Below are 18230 nucleotides of genomic sequence, written 5' to 3' on the forward strand. Positions count from 1 at the left end.
AGTACATCGAACCCGTGCCGATCCCCGACGCCGCGCCGCGCCTTGCGATGCCTGACCAGGAGAACTTCATGCCTCTCGACCCCCAGACCCTGACCGAAGCGCTGCTCTCTGCCGCCCGCAAGGCCGGGGCCGAGGCGGCGGATGCCGTGGCGGTGGAAACGCGCGCCCAGAGCATCAATGTCCGGGCGGGCACGCTGGAACAGGCGGAGCGGTCTGAAAGTATCGAGGTCGGGCTGCGGGTTTTCATCGGCCAGCGGCAGGCCTGTGTCGGCGCGTCGGACACGCGCGAGGACACGCTGGCGATGCTGGCGGAACGCGCGGTGGCGATGGCCCGTGAAGCGCCCGAAGACGCCTATGCCGGGCTTGCCGCGCCCGAGCAACTGGCGCGGGACTGGGATGTGGCGGCGCTGGAGCTGCACGATCCCGGGCCCGAACCCGCGGCGCCCGACATGCAGGAGGCGGCGCTTGCGCTGGAGGCGGCGGCGATGGGCGTCACGGGCGTGAGCCAGGTGCAGGCCGCGGCCGATCACGAGGTCGAGCGGATGCATATGGCGGCCACCAACGGGTTTTCCGGCGGGTTCACCAGCAGCGCCCGCAGCCTGAGCGCGGTGGCCATTGCCGGGCAGGGCACGGGGATGCAGCGCGACTATGACGCGGACACGCGCGTGTTCGCCGCCGACCTGCGGACGCCCGAGGAGATAGGGACGCGGGCGGGGGAACGCGCCGCGTCGATGCTGGACGCGAAGAAGCCCTATACCGGCTCCTATCCGGTGCTGTTCGACGAGCGCGTGGCGTCGACGCTGATCGGGCACCTTCTGTCTGCGATCAACGGCGGATCGGTGTCGCGGGGGGCGTCGTGGCTGATGAACCGGATGGGCGAGCCCGTGCTGCCCGAGGCGCTGTCGCTGATCGACGATCCGCTGCGCTCCCGCGCGCTTGGCTCGCAGCCGTTCGATGCCGAGGGCCTGCCGGTGGCAAAGCGTGCCCTGGTCGAGAACGGGGTGCTGAAATCGTGGATCCTGGACCTTTCCACGGGGCGCAAGCTGGGACTGCCGTCCACGGGGCATGCCAGGCGGGCGCCGTCCTCGGTGCCGTCGCCGCTGTCGACCAACGTGGCTCTGACGCAGGGCGACAAGAGCCGCGAGGACCTGATGGCCGAGATGGGCACGGGCCTGCTGGTGACGTCGATGATCGGCTCGACGATCAACCCCAACACCGGCGATTATTCGCGCGGGGCCTCGGGGTTCTGGATCGAGAACGGCGAGATCGCCTTTCCGGTGAACGAATGCACCATCGCGGGCAGCCTGCCGGAAATGCTGCGCGGGATCGTCCCGGCCAATGATGCGCGGCCATGGAAGTCGCGTGTCGTGCCGTCGCTGCTGGTCGAAGGACTGACCCTTGCCGGCAACTGAGCTGGATCTTCTGATCGCGGCGGCGCGGTCGGCGGGCGAGGTGGCCTGCCGCTATACCGGGCCCGAGGCGCGGGTCTGGGACAAGCCGGGGGGTGCAGGGCCGGTGACCGAGGCCGACCTGGCGGTGAACGAGGTGCTGTTCGAGCATCTGCGCGGGGCGCGGCCCGACTATGGCTGGCTTTCGGAGGAAAGTGCCGACACGCCAGAGCGGCTGTCGCGCGAGCGGGTTTTCATCGTCGACCCCATCGACGGCACGCGCAGTTTCATCGAAGGCACGCGGACCTGGGCGCATGCCCTGGCGGTGGTCGAGCGGGGCGAGGTGGTGGCGGGCGTGGTCTACCTGCCGATGCGCGACATGATGTATGCCGCCGGCGCCGGGCAGGGGGCGACGCTGAACGGCGACCGCCTGGCTGTAAGCGATGCGGCGGTACTGGACGGCGGCAGCATGTTGGCGGCGAAACCGAATTTCGACGCGCGCCACTGGCGGGCCGGCCAGCCGCCCGCGATGGATCGCGGGTTTCGCCCGTCGCTGGCCTATCGGCTGGCGCTGGTGGCCGAGGGGCGGTTTGACGCGATGATGACCCTGCGCGGCGCTTGGGAGTGGGATATCGCCGCGGGGGATTTGATCCTGCGGGAGGCGGGCGCGGTCACGTCGGACCGTACCGGGCGGCCGCTGCGGTTCAACAACCCGATGCCCAAGCTGGACGGGGTTCTGGCCGCGAACCCGGCGGTGCATGGCGCGCTGTTGCAGGCGCTGGCGCCCGGGGCCGCGATCTGATCCGATTGTGCGGCTGCGCCGCGCAGGTTTGGTTTGTTGGAGTATTTCCGGAACGGTGAAACGCGGGTTCGAGCGACAGATTGGCGCGTCTTGTCCGGGGCGGTAGAAGCGCGCGCAGCCCCGCCTAGATAACCGTTTCCAGAAGGGAGACGGGATATGGACGGTCAGACGATAGAACAGGATGCGCGCAGTGCGGAATATCTGCGTCAGAGGGAGATCTTCGAGCGCAGCATGGCAGAGTTGCGGACGGAGCGGCGCAGGCGGGAGGCCAGCGGGTACGCGGTGATGGCCATGGCCTACAGCCTTGAAGGGGCCACGCGGAAAGAGACCCGGTTGGGCAAGATCGTGACCTTCGCGACATACGCGCTTGTCACCTTCGTGGCGGTTCTGCCGAACCTGGCGATGATCCTGATGCTGGCGGGCTGACGCGCTTGGCGCTTGTACCGGCTGCGGCGCCGGTCTAGAGCCGGGGCATGACCCGTTCCGACAACCTGACCGGCGCCTTGCTGATGATGGCGTCGATGGCGTGCTTCACGTTCAACGACACCGCGATGAAGGCGATGGCGGGGGACGTGCCGCTGTTCCAGTTGCTGCTGCTGCGGGGGTTGATCACGACCGTCCTGGTGGCCGTAATCGCCTGGCGCATGGGCGCGTTGCGCGCCCGCCTGCCGCGCCGGGACTGGGGGTTGATGGCGCTGCGCACGGCGGCCGAGGTGGGCGCGGCCTATTTCTTTCTGACCGCGCTCTTCAACATGCCGCTGGCCAACGTGACGGCGATCTTGCAGGCGCTGCCGCTGACCATCACGCTGGCCGCCGCGCTGTTCCTGCGCGAGCCGGTGGGCTGGCGGCGGATGGTGGCGATCCTTGTGGGCTTTGCGGGCGTGCTGATGATCGTGCGGCCCGGGACCGACGACTTCAACTTCTATGCGGTTTACGCGCTTCTGGCGGTGGGCTGCGTCACGGTGCGGGACCTGTCGACGCGGCGGCTGTCGAAGGACACGCCGTCGATGTTCGTGACGTTGCTGACATCCATCGCGACGATGACGATCTTCGGGCTCTTGAGCCTCGGCGTGGACTGGGCGCCGATGGGAATACGAGAGGCCGGGCTGGTGGGGACCGCCTCGCTGCTCATCATCGGCGGGTATCTGTTTTCCATCATGGTGATGCGGGTGGGCGAGATCAGTTTCATCGCCCCGTTCCGCTATACCGGCCTGCTGTGGGCGATGCTGCTGGGCTTCGTGGTGTTTGGCGAGTGGCCCGCAACGCTGACCTTGCTGGGCGCTGCGATCGTGGTCGGCAGCGGGTTGTTCACGCTTTACCGGGAATCTCAGCTGGGGCGGAAAAGGCCGCTTGCACAGCCGCCTCGTCGACATTGAACCGTTCCTTGAAGAAGGCGCGCTGGTCGTCGGTGAGGGGGGCGAGGCCCTTGGTGGAGGTGCGCGCAGAGCTGTCGTTGTCGTCGTGCAGGGCGCGCAGGTACATGTGGGTCTCGGGCTCGATCAGGGTCGGCATGGTGTGATGCAGCTTGTGATGGCCGTAGTTCATCACCGTCCTGGGGTCGCCGGGGCGGAAGAGCACGGCCAGACCGCAGGCCAGGAACTGTCCCTGGATTTCCCGCGCCAGGATGCCGTCGGGCGTCAGCTTGACGGAGTAGCCGCGGGAATACTCGATCACCATGTTGCGCCACCCGGCGCTGAGTTTGCCGGCCAGCCGCGCGGTGCGGCGGATGCCGCGGATGAAGTTGATGCCCACGGCGTCGTCATCGTCGAGCCGGAACTGGAGGGACATATCGTCGTCGCCCTGTGCAAGCTCGTGCTGGATGGCCAGTTGCATGGCCGTGCGGTGCTTCATCGGTTCGGCGGTGACGATCTTGATGGCCTCGACCGGGGCGCAGATGTCGTTGAGCCGGTCCCAGAAAGGCCTGGGCATCCGCTCTCCGGTGAGGACGATGAAGGTGAAGCGCTTGTCCTTTTGCGCCGCTATGGAGGGCAGGGTGAGTGTTTCGAAATGCCGGAAGCGCAATTCCATCCGCTCGGGGGCATAGAGATAGGCTTCGCGTTCCTCGACCGTATCGTGCATGCGCTTGAAGCCGCCAAGCGCGGGATAGGAGAAGCGGCATATACCGATTGCGCGCATGGGGCGGGGCACCTTCGAGACCTGTTGGCCGCATGGTTGCAAATGCGCATGAGGCGGGCAAGCGGGAAACCGGGGTTGCCCGAACGGCTCTTGGGTGTCAACGCGTTCCGGCGGCGGGGTGGCGGGTTCCGACCTGTGCATTTGGGCCTTTTTGCCCGGGATCTGCCGCTTCGCGGGCTCGGGCGGATGGGGCTGTTGACAGGCGTCCCGACTCCCCCTATACGCCGCTCATCTCGACGTCGGGGGTCGCCCCGCCTGTCGAACTCAAAATTCTAGTGGACAAGATCCGGGCCGTTTGAGTGCCCCGATCCTCTGGGAACCCGCCGCGTCGTTTACCTCGGAATGGAAACGATTGCGGTATTTGCGCATTGCGGACGCGTGATGTGCGGAAAAGAACTGAAACCGCGCGGGGGTGACCCGGTGCAAACACATGTGTTGAAAGACGGGAAAGAGACCCTATGCCAACGATCCAACAGCTGATCCGCAAGCCGCGGCAGCCGAAAACAAGAAGCCAGAAGTCGATGCACCTGCAAGGGTGCCCGCAGAAGCGCGGCGTTTGCACGCGCGTCTACACCACCACGCCCAAGAAGCCGAACTCGGCCATGCGGAAGGTTGCCAAGGTGCGCCTGACCAATGGCTTCGAGGTCATCAGCTATATCCCCGGCGAAAGCCACAACCTGCAGGAACACTCGGTGGTCCTGATCCGTGGCGGCCGTGTGAAAGACCTTCCCGGTGTGCGTTACCACATCCTGCGCGGTGTGCTTGATACCCAAGGCGTCAAGGACCGCAAGCAGCGTCGTTCGAAATACGGCGCCAAGCGTCCCAAGTAAGAGGAATTTCAGATGTCTCGTCGTCACGCCGCTGAAAAACGTGAAATCCTGCCCGACGCCAAGTATGGCGACCGGGTTCTGACCAAGTTCATGAACAACCTGATGATCGACGGCAAGAAGTCGGTCGCGGAGAAAATCGTCTACAACGCGCTGGATCGCGTCGAAGACAAGGTCAAGCGCGCCCCCGTGGAGATCTTCCACGAAGCGCTGGACAACATCAAACCGTCGGTCGAGGTCCGCTCGCGCCGTGTCGGTGGTGCCACCTACCAGGTTCCGGTCGAGGTTCGTCCCGAGCGCCGCGAGGCGCTGGCGATCCGCTGGCTGATCACCGCCTGCCGTGGCCGCAACGAGAACACCATGGAAGAGCGCCTTGCCGGCGAGCTTCTGGATGCCGTGAACTCGCGCGGGACCGCCGTCAAGAAACGTGAAGACACCCACAAGATGGCCGAGGCGAACAAAGCCTTCAGCCATTACCGCTGGTAAAACCCTAGAGGCATTTGCATCATGGCACGCGATTATCCGCTCGAACGCTACCGCAACTTCGGCATCATGGCCCATATCGACGCAGGCAAGACCACCTGCTCGGAACGGATCCTGTTTTACACCGGCAAGTCCCACAACATCGGCGAGGTGCACGATGGTGCGGCCACGATGGACTGGATGGAGCAGGAGCAGGAACGCGGCATCACCATCACGTCGGCGGCCACCACCACCTTCTGGCAGTGGCAGGAAGACCCGACGAAAGAGGGCACCGACGACACCAAGTTCCGGATGAACATCATCGACACGCCCGGCCACGTCGACTTCACCATCGAAGTCGAGCGTTCGCTGGCCGTGCTTGACGGCGCCATCTGCGTTCTGGACGCCAACGCGGGCGTCGAGCCCCAGACCGAGACCGTCTGGCGCCAGGCCGACCGCTATAAGGTGCCGCGCATCGTGTTCGTCAACAAGATGGACAAGATCGGTGCCGACTTCTTCAACTGCGTCGAGATGATCGAGGCCCGGACCGGCGCGAAAGCCGTTCCGATCGCCATGCCGATCGGTGCCGAGAACGAGCTGGAAGGCATCATCGACCTGGTGACCATGGAAGAGTGGACCTGGAAAGGTGAAGACTTGGGCGCGTCCTGGACCCGTCAGCCCATCCGCGACGACCTCAAGCAGCTGGCCGACGACTGGCGTGCCAAGCTGATCGAGAACGCCGTCGAAATGGACGACGACGCGATGATGGAATACCTGGAAGGCAACGAGCCCGACGTGCCGACCCTGCGGACGCTGATCCGCAAGGGCACGCTGTCGCTGAGCTTCGTGCCGGTTCTGGGCGGTTCCGCGTTCAAGAACAAGGGTGTGCAGCCGCTGCTGAACGCGGTTGTCGACTATCTTCCGAGCCCGCTCGACGTTGTCGATTACATGGGCTTTGCCCCCGATGACGAGACCGAGACCCGCAACATCGCCCGCCGTGCGGACGATTCCATGCCGTTCTCGGGCCTGGCGTTCAAGATCATGAACGACCCGTTCGTCGGCTCGCTGACCTTCACGCGCATCTACTCGGGCGTGCTGAACAAGGGCGACACCGTCCAGAACTCGACCAAGGGCAAGAAAGAGCGCATCGGCCGCATGATGATGATGCACTCGAACAACCGCGAAGAGATCGAAGAGGCATTCGCCGGCGACATCATCGCGCTGGCCGGTCTGAAGGACACCACCACGGGCGACACGCTGTGCGACCCCAAAGAGCAGGTGGTTCTGGAGACCATGACCTTCCCCGATCCGGTGATCGAGATCGCGGTCGAGCCGAAGACCAAGAACGACCAGGAGAAGATGAGCCAGGGTCTGGCCCGTCTGGCCGCCGAGGACCCGTCCTTCCGCGTCGAGACCGACATCGAGAGCGGTCAGACCATCATGAAGGGCATGGGCGAACTTCACCTCGACATCCTGGTCGATCGCCTGAAGCGCGAGTTCAAGGTCGAAGCCAATATCGGTGCGCCGCAGGTGGCCTATCGTGAGACCATCAGCCACGAGATCGAACACACCTACACCCACAAGAAACAGTCGGGTGGCTCGGGCCAGTTCGCCGAAGTGAAGCTGATCATCTCGCCGACCGAGCCGGGCGAAGGCTACTCGTTCGAGAGCCGCATCGTTGGTGGTGCCGTGCCGAAGGAATACATCCCCGGCGTCGAGAAGGGCATCGAGAGCGTGATGGACAGCGGCCCGCTGGCCGGCTTCCCCGTGATCGACTTCAAGGTCGCACTGATCGACGGCAAGTTCCACGACGTGGACTCGTCCGTGATGGCGTTCGAGATCGCGGCACGGATGGGCATGCGCGAAGGTCTGCGCAAGGCCGGTGCGAAACTGCTGGAACCCGTCATGAAGGTCGAAGTGATCTCGCCGGAAGAGTACACCGGCAACGTGATCGGCGACCTGACCTCGCGTCGGGGCCAGGTGTCGGGCCAGGAGCCGCGCGGCAACGCCATCGCGATCGCCGCGAACGTGCCGCTGGCCAACATGTTCGGCTACATCAACACGCTGCGTTCGATGTCGTCGGGCCGCGCCCAGTTCACCATGCAGTTCTCGCATTACGAACCCGTTCCGTCGAACATCTCGGAAGAGATCCAGGCGAAATACGCATAACCCGGGTGGCGGGGTGAACCCCGCCCTACCCATCACCGTAGGGTGGGTGAAAACCCACCATCCGCAAAAGAACAGGAGGCCATCATGGCAAAGGAAAAGTTTGACCGTTCGAAACCGCACGTGAACATCGGGACCGTTGGTCACGTTGACCACGGCAAGACGACGCTGACGGCGGCGATCACGAAGTATTTCGGCGATTTCCGCGCGTATGACCAGATCGACGGTGCGCCGGAAGAGAAAGCGCGCGGGATCACGATCTCGACGGCGCACGTGGAATACGAGACCGAGAACCGTCACTACGCCCACGTGGACTGCCCCGGCCACGCCGACTACGTGAAGAACATGATCACGGGTGCGGCGCAGATGGACGGCGCGATCCTGGTGGTGAACGCGGCCGACGGCCCGATGCCGCAGACCCGCGAGCACATCCTGCTGGCGCGCCAGGTGGGCGTGCCCGCGCTGGTGGTGTTCCTCAACAAGGTCGACCAGGTCGACGACGAGGAGCTGCTGGAACTGGTGGAGATGGAAGTGCGCGAGCTGCTGTCGTCCTACGAGTTCCCCGGCGACGACATTCCGATCATCGCGGGCTCGGCGCTTGCGGCGATGGAAGGGCGTGACCCGGAGATCGGCGAGAACAAGATCCGCGAGCTGATGGCGGCGGTCGACGACTACATCCCGACGCCCGAGCGCGCCGTGGACCAGCCGTTCCTGATGCCGGTCGAGGACGTGTTCTCGATCTCGGGCCGCGGCACGGTTGCCACTGGCCGGATCGAGCGTGGCCTGATCAAGGTCGGCGAAGAGATGGAGATCGTGGGCCTGAACAAGAACAAGAAGACGACCTGCACGGGCGTCGAGATGTTCCGCAAGCTTCTGGACCAGGGCGAGGCCGGCGACAACGTTGGTCTGCTGCTGCGCGGTATCGAGCGTGACGGCGTGGAGCGCGGCCAGGTGCTGTGCAAGCCGGGGTCCGTGAACCCGCACACCAAGTTCGAGGCCGAGGCGTATATCCTGACCAAGGAAGAGGGTGGCCGTCACACGCCGTTCTTCGCCAACTACCGTCCGCAGTTCTACTTCCGCACGACGGACGTGACGGGCACGGTGACGCTGCCGTCGGGCACCGAGATGGTGATGCCGGGCGACAACCTGAAGTTCGAGGTCGAGCTGATCGCGCCGATCGCGATGGAAGACGGCCTGCGCTTTGCCATCCGCGAAGGCGGCCGCACGGTCGGCGCCGGCGTGGTGTCCAAGATCCTCGAGTGATCTGACGCGACGCGTCATCCCGGGCCGCGGTCCGGGATGATCCAGACTTTCCGGGTGCTGACCTTGTGTCGGCACCCGCCCCACTTTGGGCGCGACGAAGGGCGGCAATTCCGCCTCTCTTCCTCTCCGCTGGAACCCTGTTAGGGATAAGAAAAATGGCCATTCAAAGCCAAAACATCCGTATCCGCCTGAAGGCGTTCGACTACCGCGTGCTGGACGCCAGCACGCAGGAGATCGTCAACACCGCCAAGCGGACCGGCGCAGACGTGCGCGGGCCCATCCCGCTGCCGAACAAGATCGAGAAGTTCACCGTTCTGCGTGGCCCCCACGTGAACAAGAAATCGCGCGATCAGTTCGAGATCCGGACGCACAAGCGTCTCTTGGACATCGTTGATCCCACGCCCCAGACCGTCGACGCGCTGATGAAGCTCGACCTGGCTGCCGGCGTGGACGTGCAGATCTCGGTTTAAGGAGGGCAGGACATGTTGCGCTCTGGTGTAATCGCAAAGAAAGTCGGCATGACCCGGCTTTTCATGGAAGACGGCAAGCAGATCCCTGTGACCGTTCTTCAACTGGACAAACTGCAGGTCGTCGCCCAACGCACGCCCGAAGAGCACGGCTATGCCGCTGTTCAGCTGGGTGCAGGGACCGCCAAGGCGAAACGCACGTCGAAAGCCATGCGTGGCCATTTCGCCGTCGCCAAGGTGGAACCCAAGCGCAAGGTCGCGGAATTCCGCGTGGCGCCCGAGAACATGATCGACGTGGGCGAGGAAATCACCGCGAACCACTATTTCGAAGGTCAGTTCGTGGACGTTTCCGGCACCTCGATCGGTAAGGGCTTTGCCGGTGCGATGAAACGGCACAACTTCGGCGGCCTGCGGGCCAGCCACGGTGTGTCGATCAGCCACCGCTCGCACGGTTCCACCGGCCAGTGTCAGGACCCCGGCAAGGTGTTCAAGGGCAAGAAGATGGCCGGTCACATGGGCGCCGCCCGCGTGACGACGCAGAACCTGCAAGTGGTGAAAACCGACGCCGACCGTGGCCTGATCATGGTCAAGGGCGCGGTTCCCGGCTCCAAGGGTGGCTGGGTGACGATCAAGGACGCGGTCAAGAAGCCGTTCCCTGAAAGCGCCATCCTGCCCGCCGCTCTGAAATCGGCCGCCGCCGAAGCGGAGAAAGCCGCGGAAGAAGCCGCAGCAGCCGCCGCCGCCGAGGCCGAGGCCGAAGCACAGCGTCTGGCCGAAGAGCAGGCAGCCCAGGAAGCCGCCGCGCTGAAAGAGGCCGAAGCCGATATCGAGGCTGACAAGTCCGATGATGCCGGCGAAGAGAAGAAGGACGGTGAGGAATGAAACTCGACGTGATCAAACTCGACGGCGGCAAGGCCGGTTCGGTCGAGCTCTCGGGCGAGATCTTCGATCTCGACCCGCGTGCCGACATCCTGCACCGTGTCGTCCGCTGGCAGCGCAACAAGGCGCAGCAGGGCACCCACAAGGTCAAGACCCGGTCCGAGACCAGCTACTCGACCAAGAAGATCTATCGCCAGAAGGGCACCGGCGGCGCACGCCACGGTGACCGCAACGCGCCGATCTTCCGCAAGGGTGGTATCTACAAGGGTCCGGTTCCGCGCAGCCACGCGCATGACCTGCCCAAGAAGGTGCGCCAGCTGGGCCTGAAGCACGCGCTGTCGGCGAAAGCCAAGGCGGGTGAGCTGGTGGTCATCGAGGCCGCCGAAGGTGCCGCCAAGACCAAGGAACTGGCCAAGCAGGTCAAGGACCTGGGCTGGAAGCGCGCGCTGATCATCGACGGCGCCGAGGTGAACGAGGGCTTTGCCCGCGCCGCGGCCAACATCGACGGTCTGGACGTGCTGCCCAGCATGGGCGCGAACGTATACGACATCCTCAAGCGCGACACGCTCGTGCTGACCAAGGCGGGTGTCGAAGCACTGGAGGCTCGGTTGAAATGAGCGCGAAACCCGAACATTACGATGTGATCCGCAAGCCGGTGATCACCGAGAAGGCCACGATGGCGTCGGAAGCGAACGCGGTTGTCTTCGAGGTGGCCATGGACGCCGCGAAACCCCAGATCAAGGAGGCCGTCGAGGCGCTCTTCGGTGTGAAGGTGAAAGCGGTCAACACGTCCATCACCAAGGGCAAGCAGAAGCGGTTCCGTGGCATCATGGGCCGCCGCAAGGACGTCAAGAAAGCCTACGTGACGCTCGAAGAGGGCAACACGATCGACGTGACGACCGGGCTTTGAGCCATGGTGGGGTGAAACCCCACCCTACGAGATTGGCCCCCGTCGAGAGATCGGCGGGGGTTTTTCTTTTGGCGCGAGCCGGCATTTTGTCGCCCGAAATCAACGGCTGCGAGGGAGCCCCCGCTAATTTTCATTGACGGGAATCACCTGAACGCCCATATGGGCGGTGCACGTTACTACCTATCGACCCTTTCTCCTTTACGGCGACTGGCTTTCGATCTTGTCATGACGCCGCCAAGCTGCCGCATACTGCGGGCAGCAACATCTAAAGGAGACACGGGAATATGGCCAACGGCACCGTGAAATGGTTCAACACCACCAAAGGCTACGGCTTTATCGCACCGGAATCGGGCGGCAAGGACGTTTTCGTACACATCTCGGCCGTCGAGCGTTCGGGCCTGACCGGCCTGGCCGACGATCAGAAGGTCACCTATGACTTGGAATCCGGCCGTGACGGACGCGAAAGCGCCGTCAACATCGCGCTGGCATAAGGCGACTGGCGGCTTCGCCGCCGGCCTTTGAAGTTCGAGAACCCCGGGCGCAGGTGTGGCCGGGGTTTTTCTTTGGCAGAAAGGCTTGACCGCAAGGGTGGTCTTTCGTAAACGACCCCATCCGCAAGGCCCCGGATTCGTCCGGGGCTTTGCCGTTGCGGCGTGGGCGCCGTCCCGGACCTGATCCGGGATCTCGTGGAAACGAGGCCCAGACCGCACCTGAACCGGGCACCTAAGGGGGCCTATAACCATGGTGGATTTGAAACCCACCCTACATAGGTGGAGCTGGATATTCCGGTTTCGCCGTTTGCTAAACGGAAGACAGAAAGCATGGCACTCAAGTCGTACAAGCCGACGACGCCGGGCCAGCGCGGGCTGGTGCTGATCGACCGTTCGGAGCTGTGGAAAGGACGTCCCGTCAAAGCCCTCACCGAGGGTCTGACGAAATCGGGCGGCCGGAACAACACCGGGCGGATTACCTCGCGTCGTCGCGGGGGTGGCGCCAAACGCCTTTACCGGATCGTTGATTTCAAACGCAACAAGGTCGACGTGGCCGCAACCGTCGAGCGGATCGAATACGACCCGAACCGGACGGCCTTTATCGCGCTGATCAAATACGAAGATGGCGAGCAAGCCTACATCCTGGCGCCGCAGCGCCTGGCCGTGGGTGACAGCGTCGTTGCGTCGCCGAAGGCCGACATCAAGCCCGGCAACGCGATGCCGTTCCAGGGTATGCCGATCGGCACGATCGTTCACAACATCGAGCTGAAGCCAGGCAAGGGCGGCCAGATCGCACGTGCCGCCGGCACCTACGCCCAGTTCGTGGGCCGCGACGGTGGCTATGCCCAGATCCGTCTGAGCTCGGGCGAGCTGCGCATGGTGCGCCAGGAGTGCATGGCGACCGTCGGTGCCGTCAGCAACCCCGACAACAGCAACCAGAACTACGGCAAGGCCGGCCGCATGCGTCACAAGGGCATTCGCCCGTCAGTGCGCGGCGTGGTCATGAACCCGATCGACCACCCCCATGGTGGTGGCGAGGGCCGCACCTCGGGTGGTCGTCACCCGGTGACGCCCTGGGGCAAGCCGACGAAGGGTGCGCGCACCCGTAACAAGAACAAGGCGTCGCAGAAGCTGATCATCCGCTCGCGTCACGCCAGGAAGAAGGGCCGTTAACACATGAGCCGCTCTGTATGGAAAGGCCCCTTCGTCGATGCCTACGTGCTGAAAAAAGCCGAAGCATCGCGCGAGTCGGGGCGCAACGAAGTCATCAAGATCTGGTCGCGCCGTTCGACGATCCTGCCCCAGTTCGTGGGCCTGACGTTTGGCGTGTACAATGGTCACAAGCATATCCCCGTCAACGTGTCGGAAGATATGATCGGTCAGAAATTCGGTGAATACGCGCCGACCCGTACCTATTACGGGCACGCCGCCGACAAAAAAGCGAAGCGGAAGTAAGTCATGGGCAAGGAAAAGAACCCCCGCCGCGTGGCTGACAACGAAGCGATGGCAAAACTGCGCATGCTTCGCACCAGCCCGCAGAAACTCAACCTGGTGGCCGCGCTGATCCGTGGCAAGAAGGTGGACAAGGCGCTGAACGATCTGACCTTCTCGAAGAAGCGGATCGCACAGGACGTGAAGAAATGCCTTCAGTCCGCCGTGGCCAACGCCGAGAACAACCACAACCTCGATGTCGACGACCTGATCGTGGCAGAGGCCTATGTGGGCAAGAACCTCGTGATGAAACGCGGTCGTCCGCGCGCCCGTGGCCGGTTCGGCCGGATCATGAAGCCGTTTTCGGAGATCACCATCAAGGTGCGTGAAGTCGAGGAGCAAGCCTAATGGGTAACAAAGTCAATCCGATCGGCATGCGCCTGCAGGTGAACCGCACCTGGGACAGCCGCTGGTACGCCGACACCAAGGATTACGGTGATCTTCTGCTGGAAGACATCGCGATCCGTGATTTCATCAAGAAAGAGTGCAAGCAGGCCGGCATCAGCCGCGTGATCATCGAACGTCCGCACAAGAAGTGCCGCGTTACGGTGCACACCGCGCGCCCCGGCGTGATCATCGGCAAGAAAGGCGCCGATATCGAGACCCTGCGCAAGAAGCTGGCGGCGATGACCGACAGCGAACTGCACCTCAACATCGTCGAGGTCCGCAAGCCGGAACTGGACGCGGCCCTGGTGGGTGAGAGCATCGCCCAGCAGCTGGAGCGTCGTGTGTCGTTCCGCCGCGCGATGAAACGTGCCGTGCAGAACGCCATGCGCATGGGGGCCCTGGGCATCCGGGTCAACGTCGCGGGCCGCCTGGGCGGTGCCGAGATCGCACGGACCGAATGGTACCGCGAGGGCCGGGTTCCGCTGCACACGCTGCGTGCCGACATCGATTACGCCAATATCGAGGCCAGCACGCCTTACGGGATCATCGGCATCAAGGTCTGGATCTTCAAGGGCGAGATCATGGAACATGATCCGGCGGCCCGGGATCGCAAGGCGCAGGAACTTCAGGACGGCCCGGCACCTCGTGGTGCTGGTGGCGGCCGCCGCTGAGGAGGGATGAGAAATGCTTCAACCAAAGCGCACTAAATTCCGCAAGATGTTCAAGGGCCGGATCAAGGGCGAGGCCAAGGGCGGCTCTGATCTGAACTTTGGCACTTACGGCCTGAAAGCGACCACGCCCGAGCGCGTGACCGCCCGTCAGATCGAAGCGGCACGCCGTGCCATGACGCGTCACATGAAGCGTCAGGGCCGCGTCTGGATCCGGATCTTCCCGGACACGCCCGTGACCTCGAAACCCGTCGAAGTTCGGATGGGTAAAGGTAAAGGCTCGGTCGATTTCTGGGCCTGCAAGGTCAAGCCCGGCCGCGTGATGTTCGAGATCGACGGCGTCGGCGAGGCAGTTGCCATGGAGGCCCTGCGCCTCGCGGCGATGAAACTGCCGGTCAAGACCCGCGTCGTGGTGCGTGAGGATTGGTAATCCAATCCTCACAAGTGCGGGAAAGCAATTGACGCAGTCAATTGCGGCCGCACCCCGGTAAAGAATAGAGACCCCCCGTCGAGAAATCGGCGGGGGTTTTCCTTTGCCCGGATGCGCGTGGGTTTTCACCCACCCTACGGGAGGTCCCGGGTCAGGCCCGGGACGGGTGGAGCGGTGCGATGTCAGCCACCCAATATCCCCCGCACCTGCCGCGCGTAGGCCTCGTACGTCATCGTCGCCTTGTTGCCGGCGACCCCGTGGTAATAGCTGCGGCCCGAAGGGATCGGCAGGCCGGCCCAGATCCTGGCGAGGTTCAGCATGAAGGTGTCGACGCTCATCTCGCCCGTCTTGACCTTCATCAGGCCTGCGTCCCCCAGCAGCAGGTCGGCAAGCCGGTCCTGCACCGCGGGGCTGAACCGGGTGCTGGCGGGCAGGTCGAGGCGCGCGGCGGAGTGGCGCAGCGTGGGCGGGATGAACTGGTAGCGCCCGATGGCGTGGGGCTGGCCGGGGGTGGCCTCGATCCAGTCGTAGATGTCCTGAAGGGTCATGTCGGTGGGGCGGCGGGGTGGTTTCACCCGTGCGCCGTGCTGGACCGCGTCATAGCCCGCGCGCCCGGCCTCCGCCCGGGCGATGAGGTCGCGCAGGCGGGCGGCCTTGGTGCCGCCGTGGCGCAGGGGCGCGTCGAGGCGGCCGGGCAGGGCGGCGAAGAGACCGCCCTCGGCCCTGTCCACGAAGAGGCTGGCGGAGGATATGGCGTCACGGGATTCCGTTTGCATCGAGAAAAGCGGCTGACGCGCGGCGAAGAGGCTGCCGGTGGCCGGGTCCGCCGTAACGGGGGCGGCAAGGCCAAGGCCGAGGCAGAGGCCGGACGCCGCGATGGTTCGGATCATGCTTGCCCCCTTCCGGTGCTGGGGGCGTTATGCGGCACAGGCATTAAGAAATCCTTGCCTTCGGCCTATCGCGCGGTAAGACGCGGGGCATGGCTGATATCAAATCCCTCTTCGTGACCCGCCTTTACCGTGCCGCCCTGTCGGAGCATGGCCCCCGCATTGACCCGGATGAAATGGAGGCGTCGTGCTATGCCATTGCCGAGGATGACGAGGCGGGGCAGGAGTGGTGCGAGGAAAACGGGTATCCGGGCTATACCTCCTATGCCTCGCTGACCGACCTGCCGTGGCGGTTTCCGATTTTCGCGGACCTCGTCAAATCGCTGGATGCGCATGTGGCGGCTTTTGCCGAAGACCTGGAATTCGACCTGGACGGGCGGGAACTGAAGCTGGAGGATATCTGGATCAACATCCTGCCCGAAGGCGGCACGCATTCATCGCATCTGCATCCGCATTCGGTGATTTCCGGGACGACCTACGTGGCGATGCCGGATGGCGCCAGCGCGCTGAAGCTGGAGGATCCGCGCTCGGCCCGGATGATGGCGGCGCCGGGGCGCAAGAAGGACGCGCGGGAAGAATTGCGAACCTTCATCTATGCCAAGCCCAGTGTGGGCGATGTGCTGCTCTGGGAAAGCTGGCTGCGCCACGAGGTGCCGATGAACCTGTCCGAAGAGGAACGGATCAGCGTGAGTTTCAACTACGCCTGGGGGTAGGTGCGTCAGACCACCGGCGCGGGTGGCTCCAGCACTGTGATGTAGGACAAGACATCGGTGCCCACCGCAGCCCGGCCCAGGACGATGCTGCGGGAGAAATCCTCTCCATCCTTGGTGAATAGCAGTCGCAGCTCCGTTTGATTTCCATCTTCGGCGTCTTCGGCTTCGACGCCGCGGATCAGGGTATCGGAATCGATGTCGGTCAGATCGATGACCAGCTCGTCCTCGGCTGGATCAAAGTCGTCCATGCGGACGACTTCATCCGTATCCTCAAAGGGAGCGCCGCCAAAGCCCGGGGACTCGCCGGTCGGCCCGTTGAAATCGAGCGTGAAGGAATCCGCGCCGTCGCCGCCTCTCAGGATCGCGCCGCCGCCTTCGCTGTAATACTCGATGTCGCTGATGTGGGTGATCGTATCGTCGCCATCTCCGCCCTCGACGATACTGGTGTTGTCCACTGGGCTGCGATGCACCGTGATGTCGTCATCGCCTGCGCCACCGATGAGCTCATAGCTGTTCACGCCGCTCAACACGTCGTCACCGGCGCCGCCCATGATAGAGCCGTATTCGCCTTCGTTACTGATCGTGTCGTTGCCGTCCTCGCCCTGAATGTTGAGGAAATCGCGGTCGAACCGGGCGAGATCGTCGCCGTCACCGGCCAGAACCTGCAGCACGCCCGTGCCGGTTTCCGCGGCCGCATCGACATGCACATCTTCGATCGTGTCGTCGCCTTCGGTGCCGATCAGGTTTATGAAGGGCCGCAGGTCACCGCGCGGTTCTTCCTCGACGGTGAAACCGGCTTCGGTCAGGATGTCGTCGGGCTGGTCGCCTGTATCCGGCGTGTCCGGGTCTTCTTCTTCCGGGTCGGCGATGTCGGGTGTGTCCTCTTCGGGCGCCGTGCCGGAGTCACTGTCGTCGTCGACGAATTCATCGATCAGGAAGGCGGTCGCGCCAATACCCAGGAGTGAAAGAAGTGCTATGGTCAACATTGAAACGCGCCCCCCGGCAATTCAACTATACGCCTATTGGATAGCAGGTTGTTCCCTGCGGGCAAAAGAAATGCGGGAAATTGACTGTTTCATCATGACCCATGCTGTGCCCCGCCGGTTTTTCCGACGGGGCCAGGGCGTCAGGCGGCAGGCTGTGGCCAGCTGAAGTCGGGGCGCAGGCCCTCGTAGACCGGGCGGCCATCGTCCGGCTTGGCGTAGCCTTTGCTTTCGTCCCAGAACGCATGATACGTCGCATCGGGGAAGGCGGCGTCGTTGTAGCCCATGACGTTGGGCACGGCCACGCGGATACGTTTCTGCTTGTCGTCCAGCATCAGCGCGGCGCCGCAATCGGCGCAGGTGCAGAGCTCGAGCGGGCCGTCGGGGTTGTCGGCGTTGAAGGGCTGGCGCTTCATCTCGCCGCCTTCGGCCTTGAGGTCGTCATGGTTGAAGAAGGCCACGTGGGTCGTGTGCTGGCCGGTGACGTTCTTGCAGACGTTGCAGTGGCACTCGTGATTGTCGATGGGTTCGGCGGTGGCGGTCACCTTGACGTGATCGCAGCCTCCGGAATACGGGCTGGACATGGGGTTCTCCTCCTTTGTTTATGGGCGCGCACAGGGCACACCCGGCGCCCATCTCACGCGGGCGGGGCGGGGTCTGGCAAGATAGACATTGGTGGCGCGGCAGGGCTTCGGCCGCCCTGGCGGTGCGCTGTCCGGGTTTTCTGCAAACTTTCCCTTGCCCTGATCCCGGACCTCCCTTATACGGCCCCAATCCACGGGTCCCCGCGTTTCGCGGGGATTCGTTTTTGACATTCATCCACCGGGGAAACCGTGTGACCCTGAGCCATCGAGCAGGGGCCGGCCGGTGTTTTGAGAAG

The 18230-nt window shown here is 64.1% G+C and carries 23 protein-coding genes; 19 read left to right on the plus strand and 4 right to left on the minus strand.

All coding sequences use genetic code 11. The features are described from left to right. Nucleotides 1–68: 68 nt before the first annotated feature. From KUV49_RS19430 to KUV49_RS19445, 4 genes are all read left to right on the plus strand, one after another. Complete coding sequence (locus KUV49_RS19430) at nucleotides 69–1412, plus strand: TldD/PmbA family protein (protein ID WP_222452584.1); 1344 nt, start codon at nucleotides 69–71, stop codon at nucleotides 1410–1412. Further along, entirely contained in the window at nucleotides 1399–2190 is a 792-nt protein-coding gene (locus tag KUV49_RS19435; protein WP_222452585.1) for a 3'(2'),5'-bisphosphate nucleotidase CysQ, read from the plus strand. The genes KUV49_RS19430 and KUV49_RS19435 overlap by 14 nt, the downstream gene beginning before the upstream one ends. A 156-nt stretch (nucleotides 2191–2346) precedes the next feature. Next, nucleotides 2347–2616, plus strand: a complete 270-nt coding sequence (locus KUV49_RS19440) for a hypothetical protein (RefSeq protein WP_222452586.1) — start codon at nucleotides 2347–2349, stop codon at nucleotides 2614–2616. Between the two features lie 47 nt (nucleotides 2617–2663). Then, nucleotides 2664–3566, plus strand: coding sequence for a DMT family transporter (locus KUV49_RS19445; protein ID WP_222452587.1), 903 nt, complete (start codon nucleotides 2664–2666; stop codon nucleotides 3564–3566). On the opposite strand, the gene KUV49_RS19450 is transcribed toward KUV49_RS19445, so the two are convergent. Continuing rightward, on the minus strand, nucleotides 3499–4326 hold the full coding sequence (locus KUV49_RS19450; RefSeq protein ID WP_222452588.1) for a glycosyltransferase: 828 nt from the start codon (nucleotides 4324–4326) through the stop codon (nucleotides 3499–3501). The two genes, KUV49_RS19445 and KUV49_RS19450, sit on opposite strands and share 68 nt — an antisense overlap. 458 nt (nucleotides 4327–4784) lie before the next feature. On the opposite strand from KUV49_RS19450, the gene rpsL reads away from it, so the two are divergent. The 14 genes from rpsL (at nucleotide 4785) to rplP (ending at nucleotide 14767) form a co-directional block, all read left to right on the plus strand. After that, nucleotides 4785–5156 carry a 30S ribosomal protein S12 gene (gene rpsL / locus KUV49_RS19455; RefSeq protein WP_103762132.1) on the plus strand — a complete coding sequence of 124 codons (372 nt, stop codon included), beginning with the start codon at nucleotides 4785–4787 and terminating at the stop codon, nucleotides 5154–5156. Nucleotides 5157–5168: 12 nt separating this feature from the next. Further along, nucleotides 5169–5639, plus strand: coding sequence for a 30S ribosomal protein S7 (rpsG, locus tag KUV49_RS19460; protein WP_057796812.1), 471 nt, complete (start codon nucleotides 5169–5171; stop codon nucleotides 5637–5639). Nucleotides 5640–5660: 21 nt separating this feature from the next. After that, entirely contained in the window at nucleotides 5661–7784 is a 2124-nt protein-coding gene (gene fusA / locus KUV49_RS19465) for an elongation factor G (protein ID WP_222452589.1), read from the plus strand. Nucleotides 7785–7868: 84 nt separating this feature from the next. Continuing rightward, entirely contained in the window at nucleotides 7869–9044 is a 1176-nt protein-coding gene (tuf, locus tag KUV49_RS19470; RefSeq protein WP_152497515.1) for an elongation factor Tu, read from the plus strand. A 161-nt stretch (nucleotides 9045–9205) separates the two neighbouring features. After that, entirely contained in the window at nucleotides 9206–9514 is a 309-nt protein-coding gene (gene rpsJ / locus KUV49_RS19475) for a 30S ribosomal protein S10 (RefSeq protein ID WP_057795293.1), read from the plus strand. Nucleotides 9515–9526: 12 nt separating this feature from the next. Continuing rightward, entirely contained in the window at nucleotides 9527–10393 is an 867-nt protein-coding gene (gene rplC, locus KUV49_RS19480; RefSeq protein ID WP_152493559.1) for a 50S ribosomal protein L3, read from the plus strand. Further along, a complete protein-coding gene (rplD, locus tag KUV49_RS19485) occupies nucleotides 10390–11007 on the plus strand; it encodes a 50S ribosomal protein L4 (protein WP_103762136.1) in 618 nt (205 codons plus the stop codon). Before rplC ends, rplD begins: the two co-directional genes overlap by 4 nt. Further along, nucleotides 11004–11300 (plus strand): 50S ribosomal protein L23, encoded by a 297-nt coding sequence (locus KUV49_RS19490; protein WP_222452590.1) that lies wholly within the window; start codon nucleotides 11004–11006, stop codon nucleotides 11298–11300. The genes rplD and KUV49_RS19490 overlap by 4 nt, the downstream gene beginning before the upstream one ends. 284 nt (nucleotides 11301–11584) lie before the next feature. Beyond that, nucleotides 11585–11791 (plus strand): cold-shock protein, encoded by a 207-nt coding sequence (locus KUV49_RS19495; protein WP_057794967.1) that lies wholly within the window; start codon nucleotides 11585–11587, stop codon nucleotides 11789–11791. 330 nt (nucleotides 11792–12121) lie between these two features. Then, nucleotides 12122–12964 carry a 50S ribosomal protein L2 gene (gene rplB / locus KUV49_RS19500; protein ID WP_222452934.1) on the plus strand — a complete coding sequence of 281 codons (843 nt, stop codon included), beginning with the start codon at nucleotides 12122–12124 and terminating at the stop codon, nucleotides 12962–12964. A gap of 3 nt (nucleotides 12965–12967) precedes the next feature. Continuing rightward, a complete protein-coding gene (rpsS, locus tag KUV49_RS19505) occupies nucleotides 12968–13246 on the plus strand; it encodes a 30S ribosomal protein S19 (RefSeq protein ID WP_057794973.1) in 279 nt (92 codons plus the stop codon). A gap of 3 nt (nucleotides 13247–13249) precedes the next feature. Continuing rightward, the gene (gene rplV, locus KUV49_RS19510; protein ID WP_152493556.1) at nucleotides 13250–13630 is read left to right on the plus strand and encodes a 50S ribosomal protein L22; all 381 of its coding nucleotides are present in this window, start codon (nucleotides 13250–13252) and stop codon (nucleotides 13628–13630) included. Continuing rightward, entirely contained in the window at nucleotides 13630–14340 is a 711-nt protein-coding gene (gene rpsC / locus KUV49_RS19515; protein WP_103762140.1) for a 30S ribosomal protein S3, read from the plus strand. The genes rplV and rpsC overlap by 1 nt, the downstream gene beginning before the upstream one ends. A 13-nt stretch (nucleotides 14341–14353) precedes the next feature. Then, nucleotides 14354–14767 carry a 50S ribosomal protein L16 gene (gene rplP, locus KUV49_RS19520; RefSeq protein WP_103762141.1) on the plus strand — a complete coding sequence of 138 codons (414 nt, stop codon included), beginning with the start codon at nucleotides 14354–14356 and terminating at the stop codon, nucleotides 14765–14767. 182 nt (nucleotides 14768–14949) lie between these two features. Here the strand turns inward: rplP and KUV49_RS19525 are convergent, their stop codons facing one another. Beyond that, nucleotides 14950–15657 (minus strand): hypothetical protein, encoded by a 708-nt coding sequence (locus tag KUV49_RS19525; RefSeq protein ID WP_222452591.1) that lies wholly within the window; start codon nucleotides 15655–15657, stop codon nucleotides 14950–14952. Nucleotides 15658–15746: 89 nt separating this feature from the next. Between KUV49_RS19525 and KUV49_RS19530 the strand changes: the two genes are divergently transcribed. After that, complete coding sequence (locus tag KUV49_RS19530) at nucleotides 15747–16367, plus strand: 2OG-Fe(II) oxygenase family protein (protein WP_222452592.1); 621 nt, start codon at nucleotides 15747–15749, stop codon at nucleotides 16365–16367. Between the two features lie 5 nt (nucleotides 16368–16372). Here KUV49_RS19530 and KUV49_RS19535 read toward each other — a convergent pair whose 3' ends face one another. Together KUV49_RS19535 and KUV49_RS19540 are read right to left on the minus strand one after the other, a co-directional pair. Beyond that, nucleotides 16373–17353 (minus strand): hypothetical protein, encoded by a 981-nt coding sequence (locus KUV49_RS19535; RefSeq protein ID WP_222452593.1) that lies wholly within the window; start codon nucleotides 17351–17353, stop codon nucleotides 16373–16375. A 140-nt stretch (nucleotides 17354–17493) separates the two neighbouring features. Then, nucleotides 17494–17934: a GFA family protein gene (locus tag KUV49_RS19540; protein WP_222452594.1), complete on the minus strand. Its 441-nt coding sequence runs from the start codon at nucleotides 17932–17934 to the stop codon at nucleotides 17494–17496. Between the last annotated feature and the right edge of the window lie 296 nt (nucleotides 17935–18230).

This window comes from Roseovarius atlanticus (assembly GCF_019802205.1).
In the GTDB taxonomy this organism is placed as follows: Bacteria; Pseudomonadota; Alphaproteobacteria; order Rhodobacterales; family Rhodobacteraceae; genus Roseovarius; species Roseovarius atlanticus_A.

What these genes read in the sequence shown, in the direction of transcription:
- KUV49_RS19430 (WP_222452584.1), top strand. Translation starts at nt 69, where the DNA reads ATGCCTCTCGACCCCCAGACCCTGACCGAAGCGCTGCTCTCTGCCGCC.
- KUV49_RS19440 (WP_222452586.1), top strand. Translation starts at nt 2,347, where the DNA reads ATGGACGGTCAGACGATAGAACAGGATGCGCGCAGTGCGGAATATCTG.
- KUV49_RS19445 (WP_222452587.1), top strand. Translation starts at nt 2,664, where the DNA reads ATGACCCGTTCCGACAACCTGACCGGCGCCTTGCTGATGATGGCGTCG.
- KUV49_RS19450 (WP_222452588.1), bottom strand. Translation starts at nt 4,326, where the DNA reads ATGCGCGCAATCGGTATATGCCGCTTCTCCTATCCCGCGCTTGGCGGC.
- rpsL (WP_103762132.1), top strand. Translation starts at nt 4,785, where the DNA reads ATGCCAACGATCCAACAGCTGATCCGCAAGCCGCGGCAGCCGAAAACA.
- rpsG (WP_057796812.1), top strand. Translation starts at nt 5,169, where the DNA reads ATGTCTCGTCGTCACGCCGCTGAAAAACGTGAAATCCTGCCCGACGCC.
- fusA (WP_222452589.1), top strand. Translation starts at nt 5,661, where the DNA reads ATGGCACGCGATTATCCGCTCGAACGCTACCGCAACTTCGGCATCATG.
- tuf (WP_152497515.1), top strand. Translation starts at nt 7,869, where the DNA reads ATGGCAAAGGAAAAGTTTGACCGTTCGAAACCGCACGTGAACATCGGG.
- rplC (WP_152493559.1), top strand. Translation starts at nt 9,527, where the DNA reads ATGTTGCGCTCTGGTGTAATCGCAAAGAAAGTCGGCATGACCCGGCTT.
- rplD (WP_103762136.1), top strand. Translation starts at nt 10,390, where the DNA reads ATGAAACTCGACGTGATCAAACTCGACGGCGGCAAGGCCGGTTCGGTC.
- KUV49_RS19490 (WP_222452590.1), top strand. Translation starts at nt 11,004, where the DNA reads ATGAGCGCGAAACCCGAACATTACGATGTGATCCGCAAGCCGGTGATC.
- KUV49_RS19495 (WP_057794967.1), top strand. Translation starts at nt 11,585, where the DNA reads ATGGCCAACGGCACCGTGAAATGGTTCAACACCACCAAAGGCTACGGC.
- rplB (WP_222452934.1), top strand. Translation starts at nt 12,122, where the DNA reads ATGGCACTCAAGTCGTACAAGCCGACGACGCCGGGCCAGCGCGGGCTG.
- rpsS (WP_057794973.1), top strand. Translation starts at nt 12,968, where the DNA reads ATGAGCCGCTCTGTATGGAAAGGCCCCTTCGTCGATGCCTACGTGCTG.
- rplV (WP_152493556.1), top strand. Translation starts at nt 13,250, where the DNA reads ATGGGCAAGGAAAAGAACCCCCGCCGCGTGGCTGACAACGAAGCGATG.
- rpsC (WP_103762140.1), top strand. Translation starts at nt 13,630, where the DNA reads ATGGGTAACAAAGTCAATCCGATCGGCATGCGCCTGCAGGTGAACCGC.
- rplP (WP_103762141.1), top strand. Translation starts at nt 14,354, where the DNA reads ATGCTTCAACCAAAGCGCACTAAATTCCGCAAGATGTTCAAGGGCCGG.
- KUV49_RS19525 (WP_222452591.1), bottom strand. Translation starts at nt 15,657, where the DNA reads ATGATCCGAACCATCGCGGCGTCCGGCCTCTGCCTCGGCCTTGGCCTT.
- KUV49_RS19530 (WP_222452592.1), top strand. Translation starts at nt 15,747, where the DNA reads ATGGCTGATATCAAATCCCTCTTCGTGACCCGCCTTTACCGTGCCGCC.
- KUV49_RS19535 (WP_222452593.1), bottom strand. Translation starts at nt 17,353, where the DNA reads ATGTTGACCATAGCACTTCTTTCACTCCTGGGTATTGGCGCGACCGCC.
- KUV49_RS19540 (WP_222452594.1), bottom strand. Translation starts at nt 17,934, where the DNA reads ATGTCCAGCCCGTATTCCGGAGGCTGCGATCACGTCAAGGTGACCGCC.